Consider the following 12,617-nt stretch of genomic DNA (forward strand, 5'->3'; position numbering starts at 1 on the left):
AGGGGGGACCCTGTGGGAGAGTAGGACGCCGCCGAACAATTATTCCGGGAAAGCCCCGTGCCCTTGTGGCACGGGGCTTTTCTGCGTTCCAGGCCCGGTCAAGTGGCAGGCGGTACCGGGAGGAGCAGCCAGAACGGGCGCGGAGCCCGCCGGCACATGTCGAAAGCCTGTCCCGTAAGTCGCGAGCGGGCTGCGGCCCGGTCGTCAGCCGAAGATGATCACAACGTCTTTGTCCAAACAGAACTTCATGACGGTGACCAGCTGGCGGGTGTCATCGATGCGCCGTTCGAGAGCGGGGTCGCCGGCATCGCGTTGCCGCTCATCGAGGATTGCCTCCAGCCGGGGCAGCATGGCCGCGCATTGAGCGGGCGTGAGGTCGGCACCACCGTCATCTGGGTGGTCGAGCAGTGGCGCCAGCGCCGTGGAGACGTCGCTCCATGGGCGGTGTCCGTCGAAGCCGTGCATCTCGGAGAGGGTGAACCCCTCGGCCTCGGCCAGCCACTCCCTGAACATGTTGAAGCCGGTGCAGGACCAGGAGATGTCCGGGCTGGTCACATCGTCGTCCCCGGGGAAGAGTACGAGCCCCACTTCTGACCTCCCTGTCTGTCAGATGCTCAGGATCGTTCGTGAGGGAGCGTGTCGGCAACTGAGATGTTCTACCGCACGGTCGGTGTGGTCACGGTGTCGGAGCCGTCATGGATGGCCCCATGCCGTGCTCGACATCGCAAGGGTGCAGAGCCTCGTCCTCGCCGGATGGACCACTCCGGCGTAGAGCAACCCACCGTGCCCGAGACCACTCAGAGGCCACCTTCGGGACAGCCTTGAGGTGAGGCGCGGGACGATGGAAGCGTCGTAGTGTCGAACTGGTGGTTCTTAGCACCCCAGAGTTCGAGGTATGCTTTACCTCGTTGCCGCAGGGCAGCAAGGCCCCAATAGCTCAGTCGGTAGAGCGTCTCCATGGTAAGGAGAAGGTCTGCGGTTCGATTCCGCATTGGGGCTCCAACAGAGAAAGGGCCCCCGCCGACGGCGGGGGCCCTTTCTCTGTACGTGGAGTCGGCGAGGGCCTGCAGGCTGATGAGTCCTCGGGTCACCTTCTCCAGAACAGGTGGTGCGCCACGCCGCTCGGGCTGGGCACGATCTCCAGGTGGAACCGGTCGAGCAGTTCGTCGGGTGATTCCCAGAGCCGCAGGCCGGACCCGAGCTTCACCGGTGAGACCACGACATGCAGGGTGTCCACGAGGTCGGCGTCGAGGAACTGCCGGATGGTGGTGACGCCGCCGCCGAGTCTGACGTCCTTGCCCTCCGCAGCGTCTTTCGCCCGCTCGAGGACGGTGGCCGGATCGCCGTCGACGAAGTGGAACGTGGTGTCGGAGAGCGTGAACGAAGGACGCTCATGGTGGGTCATGACGAACACCGGAGTGCGGAACGGGGGCTCATCGCCCCACCAGCCGTGCCAATCGTTGTTCTGCCAGGGCCCGCGCTGAGGCCCGAATTTGTTGCGGCCCATGATCTCGGCGCCGATATTGCGTGCGTAGTCCCGCGTGAAGTAGTCGTCCAGACCCCGGCTCCCCCCGGACTCGGTGCGCATGGGCCAGCTCGCCGTGGCGCCGGCCCATGCGAACAGCCTCTCGGGATCGACGTGGCCGAACGGCCTCTCGAAGCTCTGGTCCTCGCCGGCACCGATGCCGTCGCTCGAGACGTTCAGATTCTGGACTCTCAGTAGCTGCGTCATGTGTTCCTCCTGCGTGGTCGACAACACTGGTACGACTCTCCGGGCCGGACGGGCTCATCGGCCTGTCCGACCCACCGCGCATCGTGTCGCGCGACGGCGTGAGCCAGGTGCTGCGCGATGGGTGTCCACGCTGGGCGGGCGAGGGTTGCCGGTCGACTGCAAGCGTATGTTCGTGCGGGACTCCGGCCGGGAGCTGGATGCCCGAGACCTCCCACCGGGTCGGGCGGCGTTCCTCGGTGCGTTCGACGACGGCGCCCACACGTACTGGCTGCTGATCGACAGCGGTGAGGTCTGGATGGTCCGCGGCTACGAGCCCCATCGTTGACGGTTGGCTCGCCGGTCCCTGGGCTCAGGGACCGTGTGCTGGGTGCCGACGCCGTGGGTGACTGCGGTTTCGGCGAGAGCAATGAACGTCGTGAGTGGTGCGAGTTGTGGTCACGGCCCGACAGCCGGAGGGGACAACGTCTCAGGCGCCGGCTTCATGGCTGGTGGCAGGCATGAACGCCTCCGCGTCGTCCGTCGTGGTGCCGTCCGGCCTCCGTCCGAAGGCGGCCGCGAGAACCGCGGGCAGGTCGGCTTCGGGGACCTGGGCGCGTACCTGGTGCAGAACGGCGTGAAACTCGTCGTCGCTGATGACGCCCAGGTACTCCTGACGCAGCCCGTGGACGACCTCGACGAGTTCCGGTCGCAGTCGCATCCAGGCGCGGGACGTACGGATCTCCCCCTCGACCTGGTCCATGAACCAACGGATCACCGAATACGGGATGTCCAGGTGCTCTCCGGGGTGGTCGAAGCACACGGCCGGTTCCCGCGCCGGATCCTCATCGGGGACGATCGCCATCACCAGGGTTCGTCGAGTGGCAACGAGGTCCAGCTCCAGACACCAGGAGCTGTCGGGCACGGAGTACAGCGTGGTGATCGCGTAGTCACCGCTGGGAGAGTGGACGGCCATGGCGGCATGCTGCCATGGCAGGAGCGAGCTGTCCTCCCTGAATCCGACCGTCACGGCCCGCACCCTGGGCGCACGACGTGAAGAGTGCCGCCCGTCGCTCGACGACCGGTCAGAAGGCCGCGAACCGTCCGCGACCTCGCTGATCGAACCACCGCGGGACGTGTGGTCAGGGGCCGAGCAGCGGCATGAGAGCGCGTGCGAACTCTGCCGGGGCCGTGCTTGCGCCCACGTGGTTGCCGGGCATCTCGACCAAGGGCCGGTGCAGCAGAGCGGCCAGGGCGTCGGCCGCCCGACGTGCCATCTGGTGATGGCTCAGCGAGCCGGCGCACACGGTCAGCCGGGCTCGACGCAGGGTCTGGACGTCGGGCTCGTAGAAGACGCTCGGGCCGGCCATCCGGCCGAGAAAGTAGCGGTTCTTGTCGAGCTCTTCGGCAGGTAGCTCCGGCAACGCGAAATGCGTGGGAGGCGCCTGCTCCGGATCTGTGTGGTGGGCGGCGCCGCTCAGGTCGAAGAACTCCTGCACGGCTTGCTGAGGGTCAGTTGTCGCGACAGCGAACGCCGACGCAGCGCGATCGGCGAGGGCTGCGTCGTCCAGGAGAGTGATCAGAGGCGGCTCGTGCAGTACGGCCGATCCGACGAGGTCGGGATACCGCGTGGCCAGTTGGAGCAGGGTCACGGCCCCGCCGCTCGTGCCGACGAAGATGGCCGGCGCGCCGGTGAACGTGTCGACCAGTGCGGCAAGGTCTTCAGCGAGGACCTCAGGCGTGGGCTCAGCCATTCCGCGTGTCATGCGACTGGCCCCGATGCCGCGAGGATCATGGGTGACGACGGTGAACTGCCCCGCCAGCTCGTCCGCGAGAGCTGCGAACCCAACTCGCCCTGCCGGCGCGCCGACGAGGAAGAGCAGTGGTCCCTTCCCCCGGACGCTGTAGGCGATCGTCGTGTCGGGTCGCTCAAGAACGTCCGGCGCGTCGGATACGTGACCGGTGTAGTCCGCGATCTTGCGGGTGATCACATCGAGGGCACGGTCCAGCGCCTCACGGCGTTGCTCCACGCGACGGCGATGCGCAGCGAGCAGCTCCAGCCGCAGCCGCGACGGGTCGGTGGCTTCGGTGTCGGCGCCGGTGAACTGCGCGATGTCGGCCAGGGGCATTCCTGTCTCGCGCAGGTGAACCAGCATGCGGATCAAGTCGACATCGGCAGCGACGTACTGACGACGCCCGGCAGTGTCACGCCGGGGGGCAGGCAAGATCCCCTGTCGCTCGAAGTACCGCAGGGTGTCGGGTTCAAGACCGGTACGCGCGGCGGCCTCTCCGATGCCGAACTGCTCTTCTCGCTCGCTCATGCTGCAAGCCTCGGACCTTGACCCCGGTTCAGGTCAAGCGAGGATCTCCGGACTGCGGCCTGAGTGCGGGCTCGGTCAATGTCTCCGGTCAGTACGCCTAGAGGCTCTGCGGCTCCGGGACGCGCATGGCCAGGATGGCCATGTCGTCGGAGGCTGGCTCCGCCGCGAAGCGCTCCACGGCCCGCAGGATGCGGCCCGCCACCGCGCCGGCGGTGAGTCCCGTGCACATGGCGAGGACGTCGGCCAGGCCGTCGTCACCCAGCATGCGGGCCCCCTCGCGGCGTTCGGTGACTCCGTCGGTCACGCAGAGGAGCACGTCGCCGGGCTCCAGTGTGACCTCCTGCTCGTACAGCTCGAGGTCCTCGATGACGCCCAGCAGCGGCTGCGGTTCGGCCGCCGCCTCCACCGAGCCGTCCTGGCGCAGACGGAGCGGGAGGGGATGCCCGGCGCAGACCACCTTCAGGAGGGCACTGCCGTCCTCCTGAGGCCACAACTCCCCGTAGAGCAGGGTGAGGAAGCGGCTGCGGGCGCCCTCGTCCAGGATCGCCGCGTTGAGCCGCTCCAGCACCGCCGGGCCGGCGAATCCCTCGCGGGCCAGCAGGCGCAGGGCGTGCCGGGCGAGGCCGGTGACGGCTGCCGCCTCGGGGCCTGTACCGCAGACATCGCCGATGGCGAAGCCGTAGGCACCGTCACGGATGGGGAACACGTCGTAGAAGTCGCCGCCGACCTCGTTGCCCTCGCCCGCCGCACGGTAGATGACCTCGATCTCGACGTTGGGCACGTCGGGCAGGCCGGGCGGAAGCAGGCTGCGCTGGAGGGACTGGCTGATGGCCATGCGCTCCGAGTACAGCCGGGCGTTGTCGAGGGCGAGGGCGGCCCGTCGGGACAGGTCCTCGGCCAGCTCCAGGATCTCCTGGCGGAAGTGCTCGTCGGAGGGCTTCCCGAGCGTGAGCATGCCGATCACGCGGTTCCTCGCCACCAACGGGAGGACGACGGTCTCGCCGCCCACGGCGACCGCCGTGGCCAGGGTGGTACGCGCGGCCGCCCCCATGCTCAGGGGCGCGTCCCTGCCCAGGGTCCGCTTCGACGTACGCAGGGCTGCCTCGTGACCGGCCTCCGTGGGAGCCGGCCAGAGGCGGGCGCCGGGGGCCGGGACGGGGTCGGGAGGGGCGATGGAGGAGAGCAGGGCCTTCAGGCCGTCGATGCGCTCCTCGTCCTCGTGGAGGACGTAGGAGAGATACGGCTCCGAGGACTGGTCCGCGATGGTGTAGACGGCGCACCAGGTGGCCAGGGTGGGCACGGTCATCTGTGCCATCAGCGCCAGCGTCTGGTCCCTGTCCAGTGTGCCGGCCAGCAGGTCGGACGCTTCGACCAGGAACGACAACGACCCGCGGCGCAGACGCTCCAGCTCGCCCAGCCTGGCCGACTCGACGGCCAGCGCGATGCGGTCCGCGGCGAACTGCAGGCGCAGCGCCTCCTCGTTGGAGTACCGCCCCGCCGCTTCGGCCGCGACCCCGAGCGAACCGGTGAGACGGCCCTCGACCTTGAGGGGGACCGTCACGACAGAGCGCATCCCGGTGTCACTGAGCAGCGGCACGGCGCCCGGTACGACGGTGAGATCCTCGTGGACGGCGGGCATACGGGCGGAGCCGTAACGACCCGTGCCGGCCTCGACGGGCACCCGGGCGAAGCGCTGGCGGGCCGACGGCAGGCCGGTCGTGGCCCGGACCTCCAGTTCGGTCTCGTCGTCGGTGGCCAGGAGCAGGAAGGCGGCGTCGGCGTCCAGCATGTCGCGGGCCCGTTCCACCGTGCGCTGCAGCAGCCCGTCGAGGTCGTCGGGCGCGGGGGAGCCGATGAAGATCTCGAACGGGTCCGTACTGCGGTTCTCGGCCGAGGTGTCGGTGACGGGGGCGCGTACCGGGGTCTGCAGCACCGCGCGCTCGTAGTCGCGTACGAGGAGACAGACGGTGGAGGGCTCCCCCTCGGCGTCGCGGACTCTGAGGTGCGAGGCGTACACGGGGATGATCCGGCCGTCGGCGCCGCGGATGCCGTAGCTGCCCTCCCACCGGGAGAGCCGCAGTGCGTCGGCGATGCCGGTGTTGGTGCCCGGAGTGTGGGGCCAGGCCACGAAGTCGGTCAGCTGCTTGCCGTCGACCTGCTCCGCGGCGTGGCCGAAGAGGTAAGCGGCGTCGTCGTTCCACGAGGCGATGGAGCCGGATCCGTCGGTCTGGACTACGGCCACCCGCACGCGCTGCTCCGCGACCGGCAGAAGGGCGGTGGGCAGCACCGGGCTCGCCGAGCGGATGCCCACAGGGCGTTCGGGAAGGTCGAGCTGGAACCAGACGTGCTTGTGCGTCGGGGTGTACTCGACTCCCCAGCGGGAGGCGAGAGCCGCGCAGAGCAGCAGCCCCCGGCCGCCCTCCCGGTCCGGGCTGCCGAAGTCGAGGCCGGAGCTCTGGAGCGGGATCTCCCGCTCCGGGTAGTGGTCGGCGACCTCGACGCGTACGCCGTCCTCGGTGCGCAGACAGAGGACGTCGGCGGCCGTGCCCGCGTGCACGACGGCATTGGTCACGAGTTCACTGGTAAGGACGACGGCGTCGTCAACGACGTCGGTGTAACCCCACCCCTGAAGGGTGTCGCGGACGAATGCGCGGGCGGTCGCGACCGAGCGTCCGACCGGATCGAAGGTGGCAGCCGCGCGCGCGGTGATCACAGCACTCCCCATTGGTGTCTCGTCGCTTCCCCGAGTCCTGTGCCCGTATTTCGCCGCTTCGATTCGCCTGCCAGGCTAGACGTTCGCCAGGCGTCCCGGGTACACGAGGGCGGACTTGGGTACGCAGAACCCCGGCGGCTGTGCGTCGGGCGCACAACTATGGGGCCCCTCGTGAGGGAAATGGGACGACCATGAGACTTTCCTCGTCCTCACGTTCCGGCCTGGTACGTTTCAACGATTTGACGACCGCATGGTTACCCGTTGACGGTGTGCTGTGGCGGTGAGCCAAAGTGGAAACGGGCAAGCTTCCGACAACGGCCCGAGCGATACGGTCAACCCCTGCGGGAGGGACACGGTGGAGTCTGGCGTGGCGGCGCGGGGTTCAGGAACGCGCACAAAAGGCGGGCAGTCCGTGAAAAAGCAGCGCAATGGCACCGTCGACGTGGACGCGGCAGCTCTGAACAGACTGCTCGCGGCCCTGGTGGCGATGCGTGACGGCAACTTCCGCAGGCGGCTCACCGTCTCCGGCGACGGCGTTCTCACGGAGATCGCCGCGGTCTTCAACGAGGTGGCCGACCGCAATCTGCATCTGACGGGCGAGCTCGCCCGCGTGCGGCGTGTGGTCGGGCGCGAGGGGAAGCTCACGGAGCGCCTGGAGACCGGCGCCTGTGAGGGCTCCTGGGCGGCCGCGATCGATGCCTCCAACGAGCTCGTCGACGACCTGGCCCGGCCCGTGTCCGAAGTCGGCCGGGTACTCTCCGCGGTCGCCGACGGTGATCTCGAGCAGCGGATGGAACTGCGCACGCACGCGGCGGACGAGACCGTGCGCCCGCTGCGCGGCGAGTTCCTGAAAGTCGCCCGTACGGTCAACAACCTCGTCGACCAGCTGTCCGCTTTCACCGAGCAGGTGACGCGCGTCGCGGTCGAGGTGGGTACCGAGGGCAAACTGGGCGGCCAGGCCCAGGTGCGTGGAATGTCCGGGTCCTGGAAGGACCTCACGGACTCCGTGAACACCATGGCCTACCGGCTGACCGCCCAGGTGCGTGACATCGCACTGGTGACGACGGCGGTGGCCAAGGGGGACCTGTCACGGAAGGTCACCGTCCATGTGGCCGGTGAGATGCTCCAGCTGAAGAACACCGTCAACACGATGGTGGACCAGCTGTCGTCGTTCTCCTCCGAGGTGACGCGGGTCGCCCGCGAGGTGGGCACCGAGGGCGAACTGGGCGGGCAGGCGACGGTCCCGGGGGTGGCGGGGGTCTGGAAGGACCTCACCGACTCCGTCAACACGATGGCCGGGAACCTCACCTCCCAGGTACGGGGCATCGCCGAGGTGACGACGGCCGTCGCCAACGGTGACCTGTCGCAGAAGGTCACGGTGAGCGCCCGCGGCGAGGTCGCGCAGCTCGCCGAGACGATCAACCAGATGACCGAGACGCTGCGTACCTTCGCCGACGAGGTGACGCGTGTGGCGAGCGAGGTCGGCGGCGAGGGTCTGCTCGGTGGCCAGGCCCAGGTGCCCGGCGCGGCGGGGACCTGGAAGGACCTCACCGATTCGGTGAACACGGTCTTCCGGAACCTGACGACGCAGGTGCGCGACATCGCTCAGGTGACCACCGCGGTGGCCAGCGGTGACATGACGCAGAAGGTCACCGTCGACGTGGCCGGCGAGATGCTGGAGCTGAAGAACACCGTCAACACGATGGTGGACCAGCTCCAGGCCTTCGGTTCGGAGGTCACCCGCGTCGCGCGTGAGGTCGGTGTGGAGGGCCGTCTCGGCGGTCAGGCCGAGGTGCCGGGAGCGGCGGGGACCTGGAAGGACCTCACCGACTCGGTGAACACCGCGTTCCGTAACCTGACCGGACAGGTGCGTGACATCGCCCAGGTGACGACGGCCGTCGCCAACGGTGATCTGTCGCAGAAGGTCACCGTCGACGTGGCCGGCGAGATGCTGGAGCTGAAGAACACCGTCAACACGATGGTGGCCCAGCTGTCCAACTTCGCCGACCAGGTGACGCGAATGGCCCGCGACGTGGGCACGGAGGGCCGCCTGGGCGGTCAGGCGCGCGTCGACGGTGTCTCCGGTACGTGGAAGGAACTCACCGACTCCGTCAACTTCATGGCGGGGAACCTGACCTCGCAGGTGCGTCAGATCGCCCAGGTGACCACCGCGGTGGCGCGGGGTGACCTGTCGCAGAAGATCGACGTGGACGCCCGGGGCGAGATCCTGGAGCTGAAGAACACCATCAACACGATGGTCGACCAGCTCTCCGCCTTCGCCGACCAGGTGACGCGCGTGGCCCGTGAGGTGGGCACCGACGGCCGTCTCGGCGGCCAGGCCCAGGTGCCCGGTGTGGCCGGCGTGTGGCGTGACCTGACGGACTCGGTGAACGGCATGGCCGGGAACCTGACCGCCCAGGTCCGCAACATCGCGCAGGTGGCCACCGCGGTGGCGCGGGGTGACCTGTCGCAGAAGATCGACGTGGACGCCCGGGGCGAGATCCTGGAGTTGAAGAACACCCTCAACACCATGGTCGACCAGCTCTCGAACTTCGCGGAGCAGGTGACGCGGGTCGCCCGTGAGGTGGGCACGGAGGGCATTCTCGGCGGGCAGGCGGAGGTGCAGGGCGTCTCCGGTACGTGGAAGGACCTCACCCAGTCCGTCAACGGCATGGCGAACAACCTGACCCTCCAGGTGCGCAACATCGCCGAGGTCACCACCGCCGTCGCGAAGGGTGACCTCTCCAAGAAGATCACCGTCGACGCCAAGGGCGAGATCCTCGAACTGGTGACGACGGTCAACACGATGGTCGACCAGCTGATGAACTTCGGCGACGAGGTGACCCGGGTGGCCCGTGAGGTGGGCACCGAGGGCATCCTCGGCGGCCAGGCCCGGGTGCGCGGTGCCACGGGCATCTGGAAGGACCTCAGCGAGAACGTCAACCTGATGGCCAACAACCTGACCAGTCAGGTGCGCAACATCTCCCGGGTCTCCTCGGCGGTCGCCAACGGCGACCTGACGAAGAAGGTCACCGTCGAGGCGCGCGGCGAGGTCGCCGAACTCGCCGACACCGTCAACACGATGGTGACGACCCTGTCCTCGTTCGCCGACGAGGTGACGCGGGTCGCCCGTGAGGTGGGTACGGAGGGCGAACTGGGCGGCCAGGCGCGAGTCCCCGGGGTCTCCGGTACGTGGAAGGACCTGACCGAGTCGGTGAACTCGATGGCCTCCAACCTGACCGGCCAGGTGCGCCAGATCGCCACGGTCACGACGGCCATCGCCAAGGGTGATCTCACCAAGAAGATCGACATCGATGCACGCGGTGAGATCCTGGAGCTGAAGAACACCATCAACACGATGGTCGACCAGCTCTCGTCGTTCGCCGAGCAGGTGACCCGGGTGGCCCGCGAGGTGGGTACCGAGGGGCAGCTGGGCGGCCAGGCACGCGTCCGGGACGTCGACGGTACGTGGCGCGACCTCACGGAGTCCGTGAACGAGATGGCGGGGAACCTGACCCGTCAGGTGCGCGCCATCGCGGCCGTCGCCACCGCGGTGACCCGCGGCGATCTCAACCTCAAGATCGATGTCGACGCCGCCGGCGAGATCCAGGTGCTGCAGGACAACATCAACACGATGATCGCCAACCTGCGCGACACGACGCTGGCCAACAAGGAGCAGGACTGGCTCAAGGGCAACCTCGCCCGGATCTCCGGTCTCATGCAGGGCCGCCGTGACCTGGACGACGTCGCCTCGCTGATCATGAGCGAGCTGACGCCGGTCGTGTCCGCCCAGCACGGTGCGTTCTTCCTGGCCATGAGTACCGGTGACGGTGGAGAGGTGGGATCCGACAGCACGGGTGAGAGCTCGTACGAGCTGCGCATGCGCGGCAGCTACGGCTACTCGGCGGGCTCCATGCCGACCTCGTTCCGGCCCGGGGAGACGCTCATCGGAACGGCGGCGGAGGAGAAGCGGACGATCCAGGTGGACAACGTCCCGCCGGGATATCTGAAGATCTCCTCCGGCCTCGGCGAGGCGCCGCCCGCGCACGTGATCGTGCTGCCGGTGCTGTTCGAGGGCCAGGTGCTCGGTGTCATCGAACTGGCGTCGTTCCAGCCGTTCACCCACATCCAGCGGGACTTCCTGAACCAGCTCGCCGAGATGATCGCGACGAGCGTCAACACCATCAGCGTCAACACGAAGACGGAGAAGCTCCTCGAGCAGTCCCAGGAGCTCACCGAGCAGCTGCGCGACCGTTCGCAGGAGCTCGAGAACCGGCAGAAGGCGCTGCAGGCCTCCAACGCCGAGCTGGAGGAGAAGGCCGAACTGCTGGCCCAGCAGAACCGCGACATCGAGGTGAAGAACACCGAGATCGAGGAGGCGCGGCAGGTCCTGGAGGAGCGGGCCGAGCAGCTCGCCGTCTCGATGCGCTACAAATCCGAGTTCCTGGCCAACATGTCGCACGAGCTGCGCACACCGCTCAACTCGCTGCTGATCCTGGCCAAGCTGCTCGCCGACAACGCCGAGGGCAATCTCTCTCCGAAGCAGGTGGAGTTCGCCGAGACGATCCACGGAGCGGGGTCCGACCTGCTTCAGCTGATCAACGACATCCTCGACCTGTCCAAGGTCGAGGCGGGCAAGATGGACGTCAGCCCGACCCGGATCGCGCTGGTGCAGCTGGTCGACTACGTGGAAGCGACGTTCCGGCCGCTCACCGCCGAGAAGGGGCTCGACTTCTCCGTACGGGTCTCCCCCGAGCTGCCCGCCACGTTGCACACGGACGAGCAGCGGCTGCTGCAGGTTCTGCGCAACCTTCTGTCCAACGCGGTGAAGTTCACCGACGGCGGCGCCGTGGAGCTGGTGATCCGGCCGGCCGGTGCCGATGTGCCGAACTCGATCCGGGAGCATCTGCTGGAGGCCGGTTCGCTGCGAGACGCCGACGGTGACCTGATCGCCTTCTCGGTCACCGACACGGGGATCGGGATCGCGTCCAGCAAGATGCTGGTGATCTTCGAGGCGTTCAAGCAGGCGGACGGCACGACCAGCCGCAAGTACGGAGGGACGGGCCTCGGGCTCTCCATCAGCCGGGAGATCGCCCGTCTGCTGGGCGGCGAGATCCACGCGGCGAGCGAGCCGGGACGTGGCTCGACCTTCACGCTGTACCTGCCCCTGCACCCGAGCGAACTGCCGCCGCAGGGCTATCCGCAGATGGGGCCGGGCCCCATCGAGATCCACGGCGGCTCCGGCGAGGGGACCCCGCGCCTGGAGGTGTCACAGGGCAGCGGCGCCGAGCAGCCACTGGGTGATCCCGCCAACTCCGCAGGGGTGTTCAGGCGCCGCCGCAAGGCTCTCGGGGGAGCGGCACAGCGCCCCGCCCTGGCGAACGGCAGCTCCGGTGAGGAGACGGGCGCGGCGCCGGAGGAATGGGTGAAGAGCGCGCAGGAGGAACCGGAAACCCGCAGGACCTTCCGGTTCCACGGAGAGAAGGTGCTGATCGTCGACGACGACATCCGCAACGTCTTCGCCCTCACCAGCGTCCTCGAACAGCACGGGCTGTCGGTGCTGTACGCGGAGAACGGGCGCGAGGGCATCGAAGTCCTGGAGCAGCACGACGATGTGACGATCGTATTGATGGACATCATGATGCCCGAGATGGATGGCTATGCGACGACGACGGCGATCCGTCGAATGCCGCAGTTCGCCGGCCTGCCGATCGTCGCGCTGACCGCGAAGGCGATGAAGGGCGACCGGGAGAAGGCGATCGACTGCGGCGCCTCCGACTACGTGACCAAGCCGGTCGACTCCGATCACCTGCTCTCCGTGATGGAGCAGTGGATGCGCGGAGAGTGACCGTGCGCGGAACGGCCTGCCGGAATC

At 68.3% G+C, this 12,617-nt stretch carries 7 protein-coding genes and 1 tRNA gene; 3 read left to right on the top strand and 5 right to left on the bottom strand.

Annotated features, from left to right (window positions below; translation table 11 throughout):
- Nucleotides 1-204: 204 nt before the first annotated feature.
- Nucleotides 205-555, bottom strand: a complete 351-nt coding sequence (locus ACIRJR_RS35535) for a hypothetical protein (RefSeq protein WP_403788633.1) — start codon at nt 553-555, stop codon at nt 205-207.
- 371 nt (nt 556-926) lie between these two features.
- Between ACIRJR_RS35535 and ACIRJR_RS35540 the strand changes: the two genes are divergently transcribed.
- Nucleotides 927-1,002: transfer RNA gene (locus tag ACIRJR_RS35540), tRNA-Thr, on the top strand.
- An 85-nt stretch (nt 1,003-1,087) separates the two neighbouring features.
- Here the strand turns inward: ACIRJR_RS35540 and ACIRJR_RS35545 are convergent.
- Complete coding sequence (locus ACIRJR_RS35545) at nt 1,088-1,732, bottom strand: dihydrofolate reductase family protein (protein ID WP_403788635.1); 645 nt, start codon at nt 1,730-1,732, stop codon at nt 1,088-1,090.
- Between the two features lie 166 nt (nt 1,733-1,898).
- On the opposite strand from ACIRJR_RS35545, the gene ACIRJR_RS35550 reads away from it, so the two are divergent.
- Nucleotides 1,899-2,057 (top strand): hypothetical protein, encoded by a 159-nt coding sequence (locus ACIRJR_RS35550; protein WP_403788637.1) that lies wholly within the window; start codon nt 1,899-1,901, stop codon nt 2,055-2,057.
- Nucleotides 2,058-2,198: 141 nt separating this feature from the next.
- On the opposite strand, the gene ACIRJR_RS35555 is transcribed toward ACIRJR_RS35550, so the two are convergent.
- The 3 genes from ACIRJR_RS35555 to ACIRJR_RS35565 all read right to left on the bottom strand — a co-directional run bounded on the left by ACIRJR_RS35555 (nt 2,199) and on the right by ACIRJR_RS35565 (nt 6,754).
- Nucleotides 2,199-2,738, bottom strand: coding sequence for a hypothetical protein (locus ACIRJR_RS35555; protein WP_403788639.1), 540 nt, complete (start codon nt 2,736-2,738; stop codon nt 2,199-2,201).
- A gap of 112 nt (nt 2,739-2,850) precedes the next feature.
- Entirely contained in the window at nt 2,851-4,029 is a 1,179-nt protein-coding gene (locus ACIRJR_RS35560) for an alpha/beta fold hydrolase (protein WP_403788641.1), read from the bottom strand.
- Nucleotides 4,030-4,126: 97 nt separating this feature from the next.
- The gene (locus tag ACIRJR_RS35565; protein WP_403788643.1) at nt 4,127-6,754 is read right to left on the bottom strand and encodes a SpoIIE family protein phosphatase; all 2,628 of its coding nucleotides are present in this window, start codon (nt 6,752-6,754) and stop codon (nt 4,127-4,129) included.
- 400 nt (nt 6,755-7,154) lie between these two features.
- Between ACIRJR_RS35565 and ACIRJR_RS35570 the strand changes: the two genes are divergently transcribed.
- Entirely contained in the window at nt 7,155-12,590 is a 5,436-nt protein-coding gene (locus ACIRJR_RS35570) for a HAMP domain-containing protein (protein WP_403788645.1), read from the top strand.
- Nucleotides 12,591-12,617 lie beyond the last annotated feature (27 nt).

The sequence above is a fragment of the Streptomyces sp. NPDC102402 genome (genome assembly GCF_044765765.1).
Lineage (GTDB): Bacteria > Actinomycetota > Actinomycetes > Streptomycetales > Streptomycetaceae > Streptomyces.